Annotated in this window: 15 protein-coding genes, 2 pseudogenes and 1 other annotated feature; of the genes and pseudogenes, 10 read left to right on the forward strand and 7 right to left on the reverse strand. The window is 70.0% G+C overall.

What is annotated here, in order from left to right:
* The first annotated feature begins 2 nt into the window (after positions 1 to 2).
* The 5 genes and pseudogenes from JOE61_RS16970 to JOE61_RS16990 form a co-directional block, all read left to right on the forward strand.
* Positions 3 to 893 carry a hypothetical protein gene (locus JOE61_RS16970; protein WP_204797277.1) on the forward strand — a complete coding sequence of 297 codons (891 nt, stop codon included), beginning with the start codon at positions 3 to 5 and terminating at the stop codon, positions 891 to 893.
* A 27-nt stretch (positions 894 to 920) separates the two neighbouring features.
* Positions 921 to 2,744, forward strand: coding sequence for an ATP-dependent DNA helicase (locus JOE61_RS16975; protein ID WP_204797278.1), 1,824 nt, complete (start codon positions 921 to 923; stop codon positions 2,742 to 2,744).
* 579 nt (positions 2,745 to 3,323) lie between these two features.
* A pseudogene (locus JOE61_RS16980) lies at positions 3,324 to 3,818 on the forward strand (helix-turn-helix domain-containing protein); the annotation flags it as partial.
* 11 nt (positions 3,819 to 3,829) lie between these two features.
* Positions 3,830 to 5,127 (forward strand): IS3 family transposase gene (locus JOE61_RS16985; protein ID WP_239553326.1). Its coding sequence is split into 2 segments (ribosomal slippage): positions 3,830 to 4,124 and positions 4,124 to 5,127, totalling 1,299 coding nucleotides; the frame shifts between segments, so codons are not numbered across the junction.
* Positions 4,108 to 4,257, forward strand: a sequence feature (AL1L pseudoknot). (Overlaps the previous gene by 150 nt.)
* 32 nt (positions 5,128 to 5,159) lie before the next feature.
* Positions 5,160 to 5,717 (forward strand): annotated as a pseudogene (locus JOE61_RS16990) (integrase core domain-containing protein); the annotation flags it as partial.
* A gap of 85 nt (positions 5,718 to 5,802) precedes the next feature.
* On the opposite strand, the gene mobF reads toward JOE61_RS16990, so the two are convergent.
* Positions 5,803 to 11,736, reverse strand: a complete 5,934-nt coding sequence (gene mobF / locus JOE61_RS16995; RefSeq protein WP_193670852.1) for a MobF family relaxase — start codon at positions 11,734 to 11,736, stop codon at positions 5,803 to 5,805.
* A gap of 313 nt (positions 11,737 to 12,049) precedes the next feature.
* Here mobF and JOE61_RS17000 point away from each other — a divergent pair, with 313 nt between their 5' ends.
* Together JOE61_RS17000 and JOE61_RS17005 are read left to right on the forward strand one after the other, a co-directional pair.
* Positions 12,050 to 12,439 carry a hypothetical protein gene (locus tag JOE61_RS17000; RefSeq protein ID WP_227492310.1) on the forward strand — a complete coding sequence of 130 codons (390 nt, stop codon included), beginning with the start codon at positions 12,050 to 12,052 and terminating at the stop codon, positions 12,437 to 12,439.
* Positions 12,420 to 12,947, forward strand: coding sequence for a hypothetical protein (locus tag JOE61_RS17005; RefSeq protein WP_193670850.1), 528 nt, complete (start codon positions 12,420 to 12,422; stop codon positions 12,945 to 12,947). Before JOE61_RS17000 ends, JOE61_RS17005 begins: the two co-directional genes overlap by 20 nt.
* Before the next feature lie 61 nt (positions 12,948 to 13,008).
* Here JOE61_RS17005 and JOE61_RS17010 read toward each other — a convergent pair whose 3' ends face one another.
* The 6 genes from JOE61_RS17010 to JOE61_RS17035 all read right to left on the reverse strand — a co-directional run bounded on the left by JOE61_RS17010 (position 13,009) and on the right by JOE61_RS17035 (position 17,172).
* A complete protein-coding gene (locus JOE61_RS17010; protein WP_193670849.1) occupies positions 13,009 to 13,380 on the reverse strand; it encodes a hypothetical protein in 372 nt (123 codons plus the stop codon).
* Positions 13,377 to 13,622, reverse strand: coding sequence for a hypothetical protein (locus tag JOE61_RS17015; RefSeq protein WP_193670848.1), 246 nt, complete (start codon positions 13,620 to 13,622; stop codon positions 13,377 to 13,379). The genes JOE61_RS17010 and JOE61_RS17015 overlap by 4 nt, the downstream gene beginning before the upstream one ends.
* Before the next feature lie 4 nt (positions 13,623 to 13,626).
* Complete coding sequence (locus JOE61_RS17020) at positions 13,627 to 13,926, reverse strand: hypothetical protein (protein ID WP_193670847.1); 300 nt, start codon at positions 13,924 to 13,926, stop codon at positions 13,627 to 13,629.
* Complete coding sequence (locus tag JOE61_RS17025) at positions 13,926 to 14,387, reverse strand: hypothetical protein (protein ID WP_193670846.1); 462 nt, start codon at positions 14,385 to 14,387, stop codon at positions 13,926 to 13,928. Before JOE61_RS17025 ends, JOE61_RS17020 begins: the two co-directional genes overlap by 1 nt.
* 76 nt (positions 14,388 to 14,463) lie before the next feature.
* Positions 14,464 to 15,468: a DUF932 domain-containing protein gene (locus tag JOE61_RS17030; RefSeq protein WP_193670845.1), complete on the reverse strand. Its 1,005-nt coding sequence runs from the start codon at positions 15,466 to 15,468 to the stop codon at positions 14,464 to 14,466.
* 117 nt (positions 15,469 to 15,585) lie between these two features.
* Positions 15,586 to 17,172 carry a ParB/RepB/Spo0J family partition protein gene (locus JOE61_RS17035; protein ID WP_193670844.1) on the reverse strand — a complete coding sequence of 529 codons (1,587 nt, stop codon included), beginning with the start codon at positions 17,170 to 17,172 and terminating at the stop codon, positions 15,586 to 15,588.
* Between the two features lie 311 nt (positions 17,173 to 17,483).
* Here JOE61_RS17035 and JOE61_RS17040 point away from each other — a divergent pair, with 311 nt between their 5' ends.
* The 3 genes from JOE61_RS17040 to JOE61_RS17050 all read left to right on the forward strand — a co-directional run bounded on the left by JOE61_RS17040 (position 17,484) and on the right by JOE61_RS17050 (position 19,596).
* Entirely contained in the window at positions 17,484 to 17,939 is a 456-nt protein-coding gene (locus JOE61_RS17040; protein ID WP_193670843.1) for a hypothetical protein, read from the forward strand.
* Positions 17,940 to 18,163: 224 nt separating this feature from the next.
* Positions 18,164 to 18,553 carry a single-stranded DNA-binding protein gene (locus JOE61_RS17045; protein ID WP_193670842.1) on the forward strand — a complete coding sequence of 130 codons (390 nt, stop codon included), beginning with the start codon at positions 18,164 to 18,166 and terminating at the stop codon, positions 18,551 to 18,553.
* Between the two features lie 14 nt (positions 18,554 to 18,567).
* Entirely contained in the window at positions 18,568 to 19,596 is a 1,029-nt protein-coding gene (locus JOE61_RS17050; RefSeq protein ID WP_193670841.1) for a DUF4192 domain-containing protein, read from the forward strand.
* Position 19,597: the final 1 nt, after the last annotated feature.

A 19,597-nucleotide genomic window follows, 5' to 3' on the forward strand; every position in this document is an offset into this window, starting at 1 on the left:
CGGTGGCGTCCGTAGAGCAGCAGGTCCGCAGCGCGGACAGCGCGATCTGCCAGAACATCGAGCGGTACGCCGACGACCGCGGGTTCCTATCGCAGAACCTTCTCGCCCAGCTCCGGAATCTAGTCGAGGGGCTCATCGTCTGGTCGCACCTCGGTGACCCGTCCGCCGAGTTTCACTACGACCGGGTGGGCCTGGCGCTGGAGGCGGTCAAGGCGAAGGCCAAGTTCCGGCTGCTGAGCCGGTTCCACAACCTGCTCCAGGCCAGCGCCTCGCATTACACGCTGGACGGGGACCCGTCCGAGCGGCTGATGCTCAAGTACTACGAGTACCTGCTCCGCACGCGTAACCTCGCGCTGAAGGAGTTCGGCATCGCGATCCTCGGCAACCTCGAGCTGTTCCCGGTCGATCTTGACCCGTCGCTCCGCGAGTACTACGAGAGCATCGCCGCGCGCATCGAGGCAGCCCGGGCGACGCCGACGGAGCCACGCCGCGAGCGCTACTACGTCCACAGCTCGCGGCCGTTCTTCGTCGGCGGCCGGATCTACTACGAGGTCACGTTCTCGCTCGCCCACAACTGGACCAGCAAGTTCGACCGCACGATCGCGTTCACAGACGTCGACATGACCGACAAGTACGCGGCGTACCTGGACCTGTCGAGCGAGTCGATCGCGGTGCTCGGCGAGACCATGCCGATCCTGATCATCCGTGCGTGGGAGGTCTCGATCCGCCCGTGCGAGTTCGAGAACTTCGCCCGCATCTTCGGCCCGGCGTCGCAGGTCCAGTCGAGCCACGCCGAGTACCGCAACCTGATGCAGTACCTGACGACGACCCGCTCCAGCCTGCTCGACCTAGTCGATATGACCGACGCCAGCTACACGCAGATTCGCGCCTGAGCTCTCAAGGACTCACGCCGTTCAGCGGTGATCTTCCCCGCGCTGGACGAGGCCCGGAGGGTCATCCGCGCGAACCGCCCAGGGTCGCGCGTGCTGCGGTACCTGATGCTCCAGAAGCGCAACCGGGTCATCAAGGCTCAGTTCGACCCGGAGCCGAACGGGTGGCTGTCGGGACTCCGGCTCACCTCGCGAAGCAGCCCGTTCGACAAGATGCCGTTCTGCACCGCTCCGAGCGGGCACGTTCCACGGTTCGGAGATCTCGCGGAGAGTCTCGATGCAACCGGTCGTGAGCACGAACTGCTGGCACGCCGCGTGAGGAACAACGTCGAGCAGCATGGCGCGATTTACACCCCGGCTGCAGAGTTCGAAGATCTCGGCGACGTCGACGCGCTGATCGCCAAGCACAACCGACTCCTGCCGCCGACCGACCGGCACGCGCCCCGGAAGCTCAAGCACGAGAACGGGCACGTCTTCATCGTCGGATACGAGGACGACACGGTCGCGATCATCGAGAAGCTGCAGCAGGCCGCTGGCGAGGGCCTCGACGGACATGCCGATGACGTGCAGGACTGGTTGGATGCGAACCCGGGCGTGATCGACGACCCCTCGAAGGCGGAGGCCCTGAAGGCCCTCTTCGAGCAGTCGAACGTCGCGCTCGTCATCGGCGCAGCCGGCACCGGAAAATCGACGATGGTCAACCACATCGCCAACTACTTCGCCGGCAAGAGCAAGCTCTTCCTCGCGCACACGAACCCGGCCGTCGACAACCTGAAGCGGCGCGTCGACGCGCCGAACACCGAGTTCCGGACGATCACCAGTCACGTCTACAAGACTGAGGACTTCGGCTCGAGGTACGACGTGGTGGTGATCGACGAGTGCAGCACCGTCGACAACGCGAGCCTGCTGAAGGTGCTCGGCTGCACCGAGTTCGACCTGCTCGTGCTCGTCGGCGACGTCTACCAGATCGAGTCGATCCAGTTCGGCAACTGGTTCAGCCTGGCCCGCTCCTACATCCCGGAAGGTTCCACATTCGAGCTCACGAAGCCGTTCCGAACCGACGATGACGCGCTGCTCACGCTGTGGGACCGCGTGCGCAACCTCGACGACCGCATCGAGGAGTCGCTCTCGAAGAACGGCTACTCGATGGAGCTGGGCGAGGAGCTGTTCACGCGCCGGGGCGACGATGAGATCGTCCTCTGCCTCAACTACGACGGCCTGTACGGCATCAACAACGTCAACCGCTTCCTGCAGGCAGGCAACCCAAGCCCAGCGGTCGGTTGGGGCGAGTCGACCTACAAGGTCGGCGATCCTGTGCTGTTCAACGAGACCGACCGGTTCCGGCCCGTCATCTTCAACAACATGAAGGGCACGATCGCCGCCATTGATCGCACTCCCGGGCGGATCACGTTCGACGTCGACCTCGAACGGGAGGTCACCGAAAGCGAGGTGGCCTTCACGGAGCTCCGCTGGGTGGCGGAGTCGACGGTCCAGTTCGATGTCTTCGAGCGCGCAAGCAGCGACGAGGACGACGACATGCTCAACACGCTCATCCCGTTCCAGATCGCGTACGCGGTGTCGATCCACAAGGCCCAGGGCCTCGAGTACGACTCGGTCAAGGTCGTGATCACCGATGCCAACGAGGAACGGATCTCTCACAACATTTTCTATACGGCGATCACACGAGCACGCCGACGGCTCGGGGTCTTCTGGACTCCGGAGACGCAGCAGCGGATCCTGAGCCGGCTGGCGGTGCGCGAGAACACCAAGGACGAGAGCCTGCTGAAGGCGCGCCGCGGCGTCGTGCCACTGGGTGCCCGGCCGAGGAGGACGAGGGAACGCCCCCGGCCGTAGCCGACCACCGTGGACCGCGTGCCGGCAGTGAGGCGGCCCTGGACCCCACTAATGTCCCTGTGACCCCCAGCCTCCCGGCAGACCCCGCGCGCGACGCCTTCGACCAGCTCTATGACGGCGTCCGCTCCCGGCGCCTCCCGTTGCGACCAGCTGTTCAAGACTAGAAGGCCCACTTCGGCACGCTCGCCGAGATCAACCTGGAGGGATAGTTCGAGTACGCCGACGGCGAGAAGCTCGAAGACTGCATCGCCGGGCATGAGGTCAACGCAAAGTACAGCCAGAGCCAAGGGAGGTTGGATGCTCCCGCCTGAAGCCGTCGGCGAGTTGTGAAAGGTGATCACCGCCAGCGACAGCCATCCCACGGTTGCTACGGAGTAGTCGACCGCCCAGTCGACCCCAGGCGTTTGATTGGCGCTAATCCATGTACTCACGGCTCATCTTCCGGTGTCAGCTAGTTGTGATGACCAGGCACGTTGGTCGAGATCCTGCGACGACACGGTCTGACATGTAGATGGACGAAGGCCTCCCCGGTGTGGAGTGGAGCTGTCTAGAAACCGCTCCGCCACCAAGGAGGCCTTCGTGTCCCACGCTACCCATGCCAATGCTGCCCTGACCCCTCGCGCCCGGCTCCGACTCGCACGCCTGGTCGTCGAGCACGGTTGGCCGCCAGCTCGCGCGGCCGAGCGCTACGACGTCTCCTGGCGAACTGCGAAGAAGTGGGCCGAGCGATACCGAGCCGAGGGCCCGGACGGCATGCACGACCGGTCCTCGGCCCCACGGCACCAACCGAACCGGACCCCGGCCCCGGTGGTGCGCAAGATCGTGCACCTGCGCTGGAAGCAGCGCCTCGGTCCCATCGCGATCGGCGACAAGCTGGGCATGCCGGCATCGACCGTGCACGCAGTCCTGGTCCGGTGCCGGATCAACCGGCTCACCCACATCGACCGGGCCACCGGTGAACCGATCCGCCGCTACGAGCACGAGAAGCCCGGGGACCTGATCCACGTCGACGTCAAGAAACTAGGCAAGGTGAATCGCCCCGGGTCTGATGGAGGCTCTCATTCCTGGGAAGGATGATGAGAGTCATGGCAGCACCGAGGAAGTACAGCGCTGAGCTACAGCAGCGGGCGACGAGGATGGCGATCGAGGCCCGGAAGGACCCCGCCTCGGCGCGGGGAGCGATCAAGCGGGTCGCCGATCAGCTCGGGGTCCACCCCGAAGCGTTGCGTACCTGGGTTCGCCAGGCCGAGATCGACGGCGGCGTCCGGCCCGGGACCACGACAGATGACGCGACCAGGCTGGCCGAGCTCGAGCGTGAGGTCCGCGAGCTACGACGTGCCAACGAGATTTTGAAGACGTCCGCGGCTTTTTTCGCGGCCGCGGAGCTCGACCGCAAGATCAAGTAGAGGTGCCCACCGCGGTGCTGGTCGACTACATCGACCAGCACCGCGATCGGTTCGGGGTCGAGCCGATCTGCACCGTCCTGAAGGACGCCGATGTGCGGATCGCCCCGAGCACCTACTACGCCACCAAGGCCAGGCCACCGTCGGCGCGCAGCGTGCGTGACGCCGAGCTGATCGAGGACATCAAGGTCGCCCACCGGGCAAACCTTGGTGTCTACGGCGCCCGCAAGATCCACGCCGAACTCAACCGCGAAGGCGTCAAGGTCGCTCGTTGCACCGTGGAGCGGCTCATGAAGGCCGAGGGGCTGCGTGGAATCCCGCGAGACAAGACCCGCAAGACCACCATCGGCGACGGCGCGGAGACCGAGCGGCCCGAGGACCTGGTCAAGCGCAAGTTCATCGCCACCGCCCCGAACCAGCTCTGGGTGGCCGATCTGACCTACGTCCGAACGCATGCTGGCTGGACCTACGTCGCGTTCGTCCTCGACGTGTTCAGCAGGATGATCGTGGGCTGGCAGGTGTCGACCAGCCTGCGCACCGACCTCGCGCTGGACGCCCTGGACATGGGTCTGTGGGCACGACAGCGGGCCGGCCGCGACGTCACCGGCCTGACGCATCACAGCGATCGCGGAGTTCAATATCGAGCGATTCGCTACACCGAGCGGCTGGCCGAAGCCGAGGCCGTCGCATCGGTCGGGTCGAAGGGCGACAGCTACGACAATGCGATGGCCGAGGCGCTCAACTCGCTGTTCAAGGCCGAATGCATCCGCAATCCCGTCATGCGCCCCAAGGGCGGCTGGAAGTCAGTCAGCGACGTCGAGATCGCAGTCGCTGAGTACGTCGACTGGTTCAACCACAGGCGCCTTCACGGCGAGCTTGGCCACGTCCCGCCCGCCGAGTTCGAGGCCAACCACTGGGCATCCGAGCCCCTTCCGCACTACCGTGCGAACCCGGTCCTCATCGAGGTCGGAACCAACTAACCGAGCCTCCACGAAACCCGGGGCGATTCAAGGTCCCCGACGGCGGCGGCTGGCGCTACGTGGGCAAGCAACAGGGCGACAAGAACCGCTCCGCAACCGCGGCGCGCACCGGCGAGAGGAACAAGCACCGCCAGCCACTGATCGGGACCTGCTACCTGCACACCGTCATCGACGACCACTCCCGCGTGGCCTACGTCGAGGCCCACGACGACGAGACCAAGGAAACCGCCACGCTGGTGTTGCGCAACGCGACTGCGTGGTTCGCTGAGCGTGGCGTCACCGTCCAGCGCGTCCTGTCCGACAACGGCAGCTGCTACCGATCGCACCTGTGGCGCGACACCTGCACCGACCTGGGCATCACACCTAAGAAGACCCGGCCCTACCGACCCCAGACGAACGGGAAGATCGAACGCTTCCACCGAACCCTGGCCGAGGGATGGGCGTTCAAGAAGTTCTACAACTCCGAGTCAGCCCGCCTCGCGGCTCTGCCAGGATGGATCCACGAGTACAACCACCACCGGCCCCACTCAGCAATCGGCAAGGCAGCCCCCATCACCAGGTTGGACAACCTGGCTGGGCATCACAGCTAGTGCTGAGACGCAGTCCGGCGCAGACGTTCGGTCGCGCGACGCGTGTGCGTGATTCTGGGCCGTTCGCCGTGGCTTCGTAGCCGAATCATGGCCGACCGGTCGGTGGCATGCGGCGATCCATGGTCGGACTTGACCAGGGATAGTCCGCTCCTTGGGATTGGCAGATCGTGGGAGTGTCGAGAGGCGAGGTCGCGTCGATCGGGATCTCCAGACGGGAGACGATCCGGTAGCGCAGGTCGCGGGCGGCGCTGTCGCCCAGGGGTGTCTCGGCGACGATCGCGCGGGTGGCGGCGCCGACGTCGTGACCGTGCTCGTGGGCCTGCTGCAGCATCGCTGCGGTGGCCGGCCAGTCGCCCTGCTCGAGGAGGCGCGGGTCGAGCTCGCGGGCCAGCGGTGCCCACCGCTCGGCGGGCGTCTTGTCGGCCGCGGCCGCGAGTCGGGCGCGGACGTCGCTGCTCTTGTGCAGCTCCGCCACGGCCGCGTTCCTCGGGTCGGCATCCCAGCTCTTGACCGCGTCGCGCAGGTCCCGGCGGGCCTGCAGCTGGGAGACATGCAGCCGGGCCCGCACCTGGCTGACGCCCGGCTCCCAGGCCCGGCTGGGACGGGCCGAGATGACCCGCATGGCGGCCACCCGCGCCTGTTCGGGGGCGAGGTTGTCGAGCCGTTCGTTGAGGAGCTGGTCGCCGAGGGACCGGAAGGCGGGCTGGCCGCTGGCCACCGCGGCGGTGAGCGCGGCCGGGCCGCCCTGAGCGAGCAGGTCAGCGGGGTCCAGTCCGTCGGGGAACCGGGCGTAGCCGGGGTCCATGCCGTGCGGGGTGAGCATCCAGAAATCGCGCTCGGCCGCGACCTGGCCCGCCAGGTCGGCGTCCCTGGCCACGATCGGGTCGCGGCCGACGGCGGCCAGCTGCGCGGCCTGCTCATCGGTTAGGGACGTGCCGAGCGGGGCCACGCCAAGGTACAGGCCGGCGCTGGCGATCGTGACGGCGACCGCGTCCATCGGGCCCTCGACGATCACCGGGACGGCGCCCTCGGCGAGCATCTCGTCGACGACACCGAACAGTTGCGCGCCCTTGTGGAACAGCGGGGTGTCGGCGGTGTTGAGGTACTTCGGTCCGGCCTTGTCATCATCGGTGAGGTCGGGGCGGCGGCGGCCGACGAAGCCGAGCACCTCGCCCTGGTGGATCACCGGGAACACCACGCGGTCGCGGAACCGGTCGATGAGGCGGCCGGTCCGGGCCTCTACAGCGACTCCGGTGGCGAGCATCTCGGCGTCGCTGACGCCGCGGCCGCGAAGGTGGTCGACCAGGTTGGTCCAGCCGGCCGGAGCCTGACCGGGGCGGAACCGCTCGTCGCCGGCGAGGTCGACGCCGAACCGGCCGGTGAGGTAGTCGCGGCCCCACGAGTCGGTGAACCGGGACTCGAAGAAGGTCTGCGTGAGCTCGTTGATCTCGACCATGCGCTCACGCGTGACGGGGGAGGAGTGCCACTCGTCGGCGCGCTGGTACATGAGCCGGACATCGGCGTCGGTGGGCTCCAGCCGGGTGCCGCCGAGGTCGCGGATGTAGGCGGCCAGCGTCAGGTCACTCTCGATGTACTGGTCCTCGTCGACCACGTCGTTCGCACCGACCACGTCCTCCTCGAGCGGGTCGACCTGGTGCTCGTCGACCAGGTCGACGGGGGGCTCGAGGTCCGTGTCGGGGTCCTCAGCAAGCGGCCACGGGATGTCGTCGGGCTGGTCGACGAACATCGCCTGGTCGGGCTCGATGCCCTCCCATAGGTCCGCGGGCGGCTCCTCGAAGTGGTACTCGTGCGCGTGCTCGTCGGGAGCGGTCTCCAGCGCGATCGAGGTCCGCCAGACCAGTGCCTGGCACTCGTCGACGCCCTCCCAGCCGTCGCTCGGCAGCGCCCGGCCGGCGCCCAGCAGGGCCTGGACCTGCCAGCCACGCTGTAGGCCGTGGTCGACGTTGGAGACCAGCGCCGGCCACCAGGTGCTGGCCTGGATGCTCGCGGCGCGCTCGGGACCGAACAGGTCCGCGAGTCGCGGCGCCCAGTCGGTGGTGACGCTCTCGCCGTGGGAGCCGTCGCCGATCTGGGCGGCGACCGCGGGTGTGAGGTGGCGGGCCATGCGCCACCAGAGCGCGGCCGCGGCGAGCTCGTCGGGCAGCGCGCCCGCCGGGTGATCGGGTGCGGCGGCGGTGCGCAGCAGCTTGTGAGCTGTGACGCCGGCGCGAGACATCGCGGCCAGCCGCTCGGCCAGGAGCGGGGTGAACTCGTCGTCGCGGACCTGCGGGGCGAGCGAGTAGAGCAGCTGACGCCATTCCTTGAGCGCCGGCGTGTGGTCACCGGTGACGGCCCGGTTGAGGCGCCGCTGCCACGTCGCCGACGCCTTCTGCAGCTGCGGTGCGCCGGTCGGTCGCCGGTCGTCGGCGGGGACCTGCATGGCTGCGCGCCAGACCTCGACGTCGGCCACCGTGGCGGCCTCGGGGCGGATGCCGTTCTGCGCCCACACCGGCAGCGAGGACTGCTCGGCGGCGCGGGTGTGGACCTTCTCGGCGAGCTGCTCGACCAGGTGCGCGCGCTGGGAGAGGTAGGGACCCCAGTGCGGGTCCTCGGCCAGACGTGCCGGGATCGCGGGCATCCACGGCAGCGGAGCAGGGATGGCCGCGTTGCCTGTGCTGCGGAGTCCGGAGGCGTCGAGGCGCCAGTCCAGGACCGCGGCCCGGTCGCGTGCGCTCTCCAGTTCCCGGTCACCGGCGGCGGCCCGGAGGGCTTCGACGGGGTTCTCGCCGGCCGCGCCGAGCAGCAGCAGGTGGGCGCGCAGGGTGGGCCAGGCGGCCTCATCGGAGAGCCCGGGAGTCAGTGTCTCGACGGCGGTGTCCAGCGCGTCGACCATGTTGATCGTGGTGCCGTCGGCGGCGGTCGTGGTCTCGTGGTGCAGCAGGTCCTCGGCGGCGATGTAGAGGCTGTCGAGGTAGCGCTGGGAGGCCTCGCCGAGCCGGGTGGCCGGGTCGGCCTGTTCGCGGATCAGGCTGGTCGCGGAGCGCTGGGCGTCGTCGCGGGCCAGCATCGACTCGAGGATGTCGGTGGGGGTGAGCGGCCGGACCAGGGTCGGGTGGATTACCGAGTGTGGGTCGCCGTCGCCGACGACCTCGAGGTAGACGTGGTTGGCGTGCGCGCCGCGGGTCATCATCGTGTAGAGCTGCTGGCGCGACTCGGTGCCGGTGGCCAGGCCGTGCATCGTGTCGGCGGTGACGCCTTGGGCGGTGTGCACGGTGCACGTGTAGCCGAGCTCGGTGGCCTTGGCGACGTAGTCACTCGGCAGTCGCACGGTGCGGCCGTGCTGGGTGTGCTGGACGGTCAGGTCGCCGCCGTCGTGGATCTCCAGAACGGTCCAGCGGTCGCCGTTCTTGACCCAGTCGGTGGCCGAGGTACGCAGCCGGCGGTCGTTCTCGCGGGTGATGATCAGTTCGCCGATCGACGCCTCGTTGCCGTCGGCGAGCCGCCGGGTCGGGCCACTGCTGGCGACGTCGGCCGGGTCGATCCCGTCCAGACGGTGAGCGCGGGCCTGCTGGTTCAGCTCGCTGACCAGGTCGCGGGTCGGGGCGAGCATGATCGAGTCCAGGCCGGCGGCCCGGTCGGCCTGCCAGGCGGCGAAGACCTCCTCGGTCATGGTGGCCAGGTCGCCGACGTGGACCCGGTCGCGGTCGAGATAGAAGCCGAGCGCCTCGCTCTTGCCCTCGCGCAGGGCCAGCGACGCCGCGCCCTCGGCGGGGTCCTTGAACCGGACCAGCTCGGTCAGCTGGAGCGCGCCGTGGGTCGCTTGGATGTCGCGCAGCACGCCGCCGGCGCCGATCGCGGAAAGCTGCTGGTCGTCACCGATCAGGCGGACGCTGCCGCCGCGCTCGAGGATGTAGGAGACCGCGGCGTCCAGGGAGAGGGTGTCGGCCATGCCCGCCTCGTCGATCAGGACGAGCGTTGAGGAGTCGATGCCGGCGACCCAGTCCGGCCTCGCGGTACCGGTCTGCCGGGCCTGCTCGAGGGAGTGCGTGAGCTTGGCCAGGGTGTCGGTCTGTGTGTCGATCTGGGAGCGCAGGGCGTCCGCGGCCGCCGCCGAGGGAGCGAGGCCGATGATGGTGCCGCCGCCGTCGCTCCATGCGCTGGCCAGGGCTCGCATCGCGGTGGTCTTGCCCGATCCGGCCGGGGCGATCGCCAGCTGGAGCCGGGGGCCGGAAGTGGCCATCTCCCGCACCAGCGTGGCCTGTCCGGCGTTGAGGGTGATGCCGTTGGCGATCGACTCCAGAAGCGCCAGGTCGACCGAGGACGCCTCGACGGCGTACCCGTCATGGCGGCCGGCGGCGTCGACCAGGCGCTGTTCGGCGGCCAGTACCTTTCTCGAGGTGAACAGGTCGGCCCCGGCCTGGGTGTAGACCGAGGCCCCGTCCGCGCGCCGCAGCTCGGCCGGCTCGCTGATGGTGTCCCAGGGGCGGGCCATGCTCACCGAGCGGTCGTCGAGGACCTCGCCGACCAGCAGGTCGACCACCTGGGAGACCTGGTTGGTGGGCACATTGGCGGCCCGGACCTGCCGCTGGGCCTCGGCGTAGACGTGCCAGTACTGCCAGGTGCTCCGGCCGCCTTCCATCGTGGCCACGATCCGGTCGGTGGTCTTGGCGAACCAGGCCGAGTCGGCCAGGGAGCAGGCCGCACCCTTCGGGTTGAGGGCGCCGTGCACCATCTGCTTGACCCGCTGCGGGGTGCCCAGCACCTCCACCGCCTCGCGGTTCCAGGCCTCCCGCTGCTCGGCCAGCGAGCGGGGCTCGTGCTTGGCCTCGCGAGTCTCCAGCGTCGCCTGCTGGGACAGCTGGATGGTCTCTACCGGCGTCGGGGGCCGCCCGTGGGTGGCCTGGAACGCCGCCGCGAGGACCTTGCGGCGGTCCTCGACGTTGATCCGGCGCTTGGAGAACCGGCGGTTCAGCTCGGGGTCGACGCCGACGATCTCACGCACCGGCCGCTTGCGGGCGTCCTCGTTCGGGCGCTCCTCGAACCGCACGCCGAGGGCGTCGACCAGGTGTCGCTCGAGCGCGGTGTTGTAGGTCTCCGAGGCCGAGACGACCGCCTTGTGCAGCGGCCGGCCGTCGATGGCCAGCCACTTGCCGTCGAGGGTCTGGACTTTATTGGCCACGGCGACGTGCGTATGCAAGTCAGGGTCTCCGGCGCGGGAGTCGCGGTGGGTGAACGCCGTGGCGACCAGGCCGCGGACGTCGACCTGGCGGACGCCGTTGGTGCCCCGGCGGGTGAACAGTGCCTTGGACTCGATGAAGCCCAGCGCGTCCTTGATCGCCGCCTGGTGGGCCCGCTCGATCACCGCGGCGGTCTTCGGGTCGGAGATCGCCCACAGCACCGAGACGCTCTTGACTGGGGAGAAGGTCAGGTCGTAGCCGGCGACGGCGTTGGTCTTGGGGCGGGAGTGCTTGGCGATCGTTGCCGCGAGCTCACGGGCATCCGCCGGTTCGCGGCCGTGCTCGGCACGGAAGAACTCCCTGCCGACCTCGGTACGGATTTTGGCGCGCTCTGCTGCGGGGACGGGGTAGTCGCCAGGGTGACCAGCAGCCCCATTCCATTCACTGAATCGCTTGGCGACCTCGATCCGGAACGGGCTGATGTCGTTGTCGTAGACCTTGTACGGGGTGCCGAGCCGGACCGCGGTCTTGTAGTCGGCCTCGGTCGGCCGCTCGGCCTCTTCGCGGCCGATCCGCAGGTCCAGCTCCCTGGTTCGCTGGGTGGCCAGCGGGTGGTGCCCGGAGCCGAACAGGCTCTGCATGTGGTCGGCGGTGACGATGTCGCCGGCGTCGAGTCCCTCGATGCCTTCCATGCCCGAGCCGACCCACACGCCGGGGGTCTCGCCCTTCTCGGTGTAGTAGCTCGCCAGGCCGGTGTGGCCCTTGTCGGTGGCGTCCATCGCTGCGACCTGGCGGGTCAGGTAGTCGTACCCCGACCCCGCCGTCAGCTTGTGGAGGCTCATCGTCACGGTCACCTACGTGCGTGCGCGCGCGGCAGGCGGTCACTTTCGGCCGGATTTCGGCTCTATTCTTTCTATTCGGCGAACCGAGAATGCAAGAGGTGTGTGGCACTTGGTCGGCCGCGAGAAATCGGGGGGACGCTGAGGGGTGTCGGTGACGGCTGGGGCGTCGGGTTCGGATCGGGCTGGCTGGACGGGTTCGGCTGGGTCGGTGGGGGAATGGATTTCGAAGGTTTCTGGGGTTCGGTGATCGCTCGGGGACCGGGAAATGTCGTAGGTGACTGTCAGAGTCCATGTCGACACGAGTGAGGACCGGATGAGTCAGCAGACGATCAAGCAGCAGGCGCGGCGTACGGCGCGGGAGATGGCCGAGAAGCGGCGCAAGGAGCGCGAGGAGCGGGAGCGCCGGGTGATCGACCTGGCCGAGCGGGTCATGGTCGCGATCGGTGAGCGTGACGCTGCGGTGGCTGAGACCGAGAAGCGCGCGGGTGAGGCGCTGCGGGAGTTGACCGAGCGCGAGGGCCTGTCCCTGAGTGAGGCCGTCGAGTGGTGCGGGGAGACCGTGAGTGTCCGGGAGGCCACGCGGCTGCGGCGGCTGGCCAGTGAGCCCCAGGCCGAGGACGGCGGAGGCGAGCAGGGCGGCGACGGCGCGGCCGCGCTGGCGGCTGCGGGGAGTGGGGGAGCGGGTGCCGGTTCGGCGGCTTGATGACGCCGGCCTCGCGGCGGTCGCGGCAGCGATCACCGATCCGGCCGTGCTCACGCGGTACCGGGCGAAGGTCGCCACGGTGCCGGGCAGTGAGTGCCTGTGGTGGACCGGCGCGGTGGCCGGTCGGTCCGATCGGGAGCGCACGGACGGCGGCGGACGTGGCCGGTTCTGGTACGCGCCAGGGCGGGTGATCATCGCGCACCGGTTCGCGTACGCGGTCATGCACGGTGTGGACGCGCTCGCGGAGGCGCGGCTGCTCGGGCATCGCTGTCACAACCCGCTGTGCCAGCGGATCGCGCCCGATCACGTTGTTGTGTCGAGCGCGGCGCAGAACCGGTGCGAGTGGTCGGTGCAGCGGCGGCTGCCCTACAGCCCGTTGGCCGACCCGCGCGCGCCACGTCGGCGGGCGCGGGAACTGCGCGACCTGGCGCGCGAGGACCCGCAGCTCGTGGCCGACGACCTCGCGCGGCTCCAGGAACTGCTGGGCGAGCAACTGACCCTGTGGTGACCAGCCGGACGCAGAAGGCCGCCCGCACCGTCGATGGTGCGGGCGGCCTCGCGGTTGCTGGTCAGGCTGGCTCGCCGTCGAGGAGCCGACCGAGCGTCTCCCACAGGTCGAGGTAGCCGTCCGCGTCCTCGGGCGACTGCTCGCCCCACTTGGCGTGCAGGTCGCGGATGCGGTCGAGACGGTCGAGGCGGTCGGGCAGCGCGGTGCGGGCAGCGGCCATGAACGCCACGTCGGGCGCGTGCTCGGGAACGTCGCCCCCGCGCGGGTACTTCTTGATCCCCAGCCGCTGCCAGTGAGCACCGGCGTAGGCGACGAGGATGTTGTCCGGGATCAGGGCGTCGGCGGCGGTGGCGCGGATCTTGTCGCCGTGTGGAGTCCACAGGCCTGGGGTGGCGCGGGCCTCAAGGGCGCGGAGCGTGGCGTCGTCGCTCATGTTGGCTGGTCCTCCCGTTCGGTCGAGCGGTCGAGCCTTGTGGACGCGGCCGCGACGACGACGCTGATGCGGGCAGCCAGCGCGCGCAACTCCGCAGGCGTGCCCTGGATCGCCACCACGTCGTCACCGGCGAGCGTCAGCACCGGCTGGCGGTGCTCACCGGCTCCCACCCAGCCCTCGCCGGGAGTGAAGACCTGGAGGCTGGTCTCGCGGGCGGCCAACCACTCGATGTGCGCGCTCACGGGGTCACCTCGGCGGGTGCGGTGCCGATGAGGCGGCGGAACGCCTGCACGTCGGCCTCGAGGGAGAACAGGCGTCGGCGGTGCTGGTCGTTCTCGGTGCCGAGACCTCGGTCAGGACTTCGGCGAGGCCGTCGAGGAACGCCACGACGGCGTCGGCGGTGACCGTCTCGCCCATCGCGGTCCACGGCTTCGGGACGCGGCTGCTGGCGGCGTACGGCATCTTCATCATGGCGGCGAGGATGCGGCGCTGGTCGCGCTCGCTGATCACGGTGCCGGTCGGCTCCGGCTGGGTCTGCTCGGTCATCACTGCTCCTGTTCGGTGGTGCGGGTGGCGTACTCGGCGTGCAGGGCGTCCAGTGCCGTGGCGACGCTGGACAGGGCCGCGTCCAGGTGGGCGCGGGCGGTCTCGGGAGTCCAGCGGCGCACGTCGCGCAGCCGGTGCTCGATGACGATCAGGTCCGACGTGGTCTCGCTCAGGGTGTGCCGGTCCTTGGCCGCGTTGGCGGCGATGTCGGCGGCGGTGCCAGCCGGGGTGGTGTCTCGCTTCGCGATGGTGACGAACTGGTTGAGCGGCAGGGTGCGGGGGCCGAGGACTGGGGCTGCGATGTGGACTTCGCGTCCGGCGCGTCCGGGCTCATCCACCCTCACGGTGGTGATGGGGAATGCGATGCCGGTGTCGGGGTCGACCAGGGTGTCGGTGGGCCGGAGATCCCATGCGCGGACCTGCTCGGTGGCGAGGTCGGTGTGAGTGGTGGTGTCGGTCATGGCTCCTCGTTCGGCTGGGCCGGTGGCGGGCCGGGCTCGGGGACTCGGCCCGCCACCGGAGGAACTGGGGTGACGGTCAGGCCGGGGCGAGCGCGGTCCAGGCGCGGCGCTTGATCCGGTCGGGGTCGTCGCTGGTGAGCACCCGCGTGGCCCGGGCGGTCTGCTCGTCGCCCGTGGTGCGGACCGGGGCGTAGTGGTCGACGTACTCGGCCACGGCCTGGTAGCCGGCCCACGCGGTGTCGCGGATGCCGGCCTGCGTCTCGGCGTCGGCGAAGAGCCAGTGCAGCCGGGAGCGGCGACGGCGCTCGGTCTCGCGGACTCGCTTGGTCGCGCTGGCCTCGGCCTTGCCGAACGTGGCGTCGATCAGGGCGTCGAACGCGGCATCGGTCATGGACTGCTGGATCAGCCGCTCGGCCTCGGCCTGGAACGCGTCGACGTAGGTGAAGGTCAGCCCGAGCGCGTCGCGGGCGGCCTGTACGGCGGCCTTGGCGTTGCGGGTGTGCCGGATCGAGAACGACGACTCGTGGTTGCGCAGGGCCGCGCTCTGGGTGTTCGCGCACACGACGCGGACCGGGGTCACGAGGATGCGGAACGCGCTGGACCCGTCGTGGCTGTTGAGTGCGGCGATGTTCAGGTCGACGCGGTCGGTGCCGCCGACGATGAGCGAGTTCGGCAGCTGCATCGTGATGAACATCTGCCGACCGCCGCGCAGCGACCCGGCGGTGTCGAAGATCGCGCCCGACTCGTCGGCCAGCAGGTTCAGGAACTCGGCGTGGTCCTCGTTCTGCAGCGGGGTGTAGCCGCCGCCGACGACGCCGAGCGCCTCGGGCTCGCCGGTGAACGGGTTGGTGCGCACCGTGGCGAAGCCGGGGACCTCGATCGCGGTGACGCCGCCCTCGCTGACCTCGGCGGTGGTGAGCGGCAACTTCCGGACGTCCCAGCCGCCCAGGTGGCCGAGCCTCATGGCCTCCTCGGCGGTGAACGCGCGGTCGCGGACGGTGGTGCCCAGGCGGTGCCAGGCGTCCTTGCGGGCGAAGACGGCTGCGGCCTGCGAGCCGTGGGTCTCGATCTCGTGTGACATGTCGGGGTCCTCCCGGTAGCGGATCAAACGAACTGAGTTCATTCTATGGTTTCTATTCCACCGAGGGCGGTTCTCCACAGGAAGAACCGCCCTCAGGTGGGGGAGTGGGGAGCCCGGTCAGGCGGCGCTGTCGCTGGCCTCGGTGCCGCTGGCCTCGTCCTCCTGCTCGTCGCTGCCGGTGCTCGTCTGCGGCTCCTCGCCGAGCAGGATCCGCTCGACCTCGCTGGGCTGGTAGCCCCACTCCACGAGCGCGCCGAGCACGCGGGCATCCCACGCGGTCGGGTTGCGCCACGAGTGCTTGCCGGTCGTGGCCTCCCACGCGGCGATGACGGCGGCGAGCGTGGTCATGGTCGCGGCCTTCGGCGTGCTCGCCTTGGTGGCGATCTTGTGGCACTCGTCGTGCCCCGCGCCGTAGTAGCCGGTCGGACGGTCGACGCCCAGCAGCGTGAACAGCATCGGGTGCCGGTGGTCCATGGCCTTGCTCAGCGAGTGGTGGCCGGTGACGACGGCCTCGCAGATCAGCGCCTCGGCACCCTTCGGGGCGGTCTTTCGGGCGACGAACGTGGCCAGCCACTCGCGGCGCACCGTCTCCGCGCTCGCCCAGGCCTTGTTGTTGGCGATCACGCGGCGGCGCTCCTCGCGGCGGGCCTCGGCCTCCTCCTCGCTCCCGCCGCCCTCGTCCGCGCTGGCGGTGCTGCTGGACCCGCCGCCGCGACGGCACAGGCCGGAGGCGGCGAGGTCGGTCACGACCCACACCGGCACGTACTGCTGGTAGGGCTCGGCGGGCTCGTAGTCCTCGTCCTTCGACTCGTCACCGTCCTCGCTCTCCTCGTCGTACTCGTCCTCGGGGTAGACCCACTCCTTGACGACGTGGACGCGAGCGCCCGGGACGTTGGGCCACTCCTCCTCGGGCAGCGGCTCGCCCTCCTCGGTGACCAGCCGCTCGATGCGCAGCACCTCGTCGGCCTCCTCGACCCCCTCGGCGCTCAGCACCGGCAGACCCTCGGCGCGCAACCGCTCGACCTCGGCGGCGTCGGCCTCGCGCTCTGCGGCCTCGTCGCGCAGCCGCTGAGCCTCGTGGGCGAGCGAGCGCCGCCACCGCTTGGCGTTCTCCAGGCGCTCGACGGCCTCGGGGTCGTGCTCGAACTCGGCGAAGATCGCGGCCTCCTCCAACGTCAGATCGCCGGAGTCGAGCCGGTTGCGGCTCTGGTCGGCCTTGGTGACCGCCAGGGCGGCGTTCACGGTCGGGCGGTCGATGCTGGTGCGCTTGGCGATCTGCGCGGCGCTCACGCCGAGCAGGGCCAGCTGCTCCACGCCAGCGACGATCTCGGCCTCGCGCATCCCGGCGCGGTGGATGTTCTCGACCATCTGGTCACCGATCCGGTCGGCGTCGGCAGGCTGGGGCACGACACGGGCCGGGATCAGCCCGGTCGGGGTGCCGACCTCGGCGGCGGTCACGGTGCGGCGCTGGCCACGCAGCAGGACGTACTGGCCGTCCTCGTTGCGGTAGACCGTGACGGCCTCCAGCACGCCGCGCTCCTTGATCGACTTGCGGAACTCCTTGTGGTCGGCTCGCAGGTCGGTCCGGACGTTGGTGCCGATGATGATGTCGGCGGGGTCGAGGTACTTGAACTCCTCGGCCTGGACGACCTCGGTGGCCTCGTCGGCGGCGGTGTCGGCGGGGGTCTGGATGGTGTCGGTCATGCTGCTGTCCTCCATGAGTAGAATAGAAAGAACTGACAGGAGTGAGTCTCCCAGCGGGGACCGACGCCTACCGGGCCACAGGGCGCACCTGTGGAAAGGTGGGCACCCGGTGAGGGTGGGGATAACCCCGGCCTCCCCGGGCGCGGACTCCTCTGCGGCGGCGCGGCGCAGCTGCACCTCGTAGCTGGCTGGAACGGAAGGAATCGAGCGAGGGTGGGAACGGCTGCGCAGGGCCCCGACCGGGAATGCAGCGGCGTTGGTGTTAGCCGCTGCAGCTCGACGCCGACGGCCGAGGCCAGGGGAGTGATCCGGTGACGAGCCAGACCACGATCCCGGTCGGGATCTACTGGAAGCCCGGCGTGTGGGACCTCGCCCGATCGGCCTACATCGCCGACCTGGACACCGACGCCGACTCGCCCGGCTCCTTCGTCGGATGGCTCGCCCAGGCGCTCGAGGTGCACGCCAAGCGCTCACCGCAGAAGCGGGCCGAGCTCGCGGCCGCCGGCGAGAACCATCCCGCCCTGGTCAGCGTGACTCGCAAGAGCTTCAACAAGAAGCACGACCTGCCGGCCTCGACCATCGAGGCGGTCGAAGACGCACTCGTGGCCGACCGCCAGGAGCTCGGCCGGATGCTCGCCCGCTCCGCGTTCGCCCAGGAGGCAGTCATCGCGGCCGCCGAGGAGGCCCGCCGGCGGCTGGGCCGAGACCTGCCCCCGCCGCCGCAGAAGCTCAGCAACCGCCCGCCGCGGCGCCGGCCGGCACGGTAGGCCAGCTGCCCGCCGGCCGGGTTGTGTCGGGGGCTGCGTCTAGCGTCCTTCCCAACGCCCCGACCCGGTACCCGAGAGCCGGTCGGGGCGCTTCCGTGCGCCGTGGGGATGACCGGCTGCACGCGAGCTCGAGCAACAAGTTCGACAGATGTGATCGCTGCCGGACCCCGACGGGACCTAGGTGACTGCGGGGACTCGTCCTCGCCGTCACCTAGGAGGAAGTCATGTCGACCACCGTCACCTTCGCCGGCAACCTGGCCGAGGCGCCAGAGCTGCTCTACACCCGCGAGAACAAGCCGTTCGTCAGCTGCCGGGTCCTGGCCAACCGCCGGACCCAGAACGACCAGGGGGAGTGGATCAACGACGAGCCCACAGCCCACAACGTCAAGATCTTCGGCTCGGCCGCCACCCACGTGCACGACAGCTGCGGATCCGGCGACCCGATCTTCGTCCACGGCCTCGAGCGCACCGAGGCCTGGGCTGACAAGGAGACCGGCGAGAAGCGCACCAAGGACGTCGTGGTCGTCGACAACCGCTTCGGCGAGGTCGGCCTGTCGCTCAAGTACGTCTCCGCGCGCATCGAGCGCGCCCCCCACGCGGCCCAGGCCAGCTGAGGAGGCTCGCTCCGATGGATCTCCTCGTTCAGTCCCCAGACGAGCTGCTGGCCGCGGTGCCGCACGTCCTCGGCTTCAAACCGGAGGAGTCGATCGTCCTCGTGCCCTTCCGGCCAGGGCTCCCCATCACCCGCGTCGACCTGCCGAAGACGGCCGCCGACCGTGAGGAAGTGTGGGACGCCCTGAGCGGCCCGTACGGCCGCCACGCCCGCCCCGGAGCCCGCCTGGCGATCCTCTGCTTCACCGAGGACCGCCGCAGCGCCGAGCTGGCCAGCCAGCATCTGTCCAACCGCCTCGAGACCGTGGGCATCACCACCCACATCCGGCTGTGGGCCGACGGCGAGCGGTGGCGCGAGTTCAACACGGGCCAGACCGGGCTGCAGACCGAGGCGACCGCGGAGCGGATCGCGGCCGCCACCGTCCTGACCGGCGCCGCCCAGCCGGCGGCCAGTCGAGCCTCGCTGGCCGCCTCCATGGTCGGTGACCGGGAGCCGATCGCCCAGCTGCTCCCCGCGGCCCGGGCTGCGGCCGCGGCCAGCACTCCCGCCCTCGAGCGGGACTGGGCACTGGACCGGCTCGAGCAGTTCCACGCCGACGGCAACCGGCTCTCCGACATCGACGGCGCACGAATGCTGGTGGCCCTGGAGACGATCAGCACCCGCGACGCGCTCTGGGAGGACATGAGTCGCGAGAACTCCACCTCCCACACGGCCATCTGGACCGACCTCACCCGCCGCGCGCCGGACGAGGTCCGCGCGGCGCCGGCCTCCATGCTCGGCTTCGCCAGCTGGCTGCACGGTGACGGGGCCAAGGCCTGGTGCGCCCTCGACCAGGTGCCCGCCGACCGGCCCTACTCCATGGCCGCCATCGTCGCCTCGGCGCTGCAGAACGGCATCCACCCCCGCGAGTGGGAGCGGTACCAGACGCAGATGCGTGGTCTCACCGCCGAGCTGGACGAGTCCTACGTCCCGAAGCCACCCGGCCAGCAGCGCGACATCCCGGGCGCGCAGCCCATCACCGACCGTCCGGCCCCGGGCCGCTGAG

It is taken from the genome of Nocardioides salarius, assembly GCF_016907435.1.
Taxonomy (GTDB): domain Bacteria; phylum Actinomycetota; class Actinomycetes; order Propionibacteriales; family Nocardioidaceae; genus Nocardioides; species Nocardioides salarius.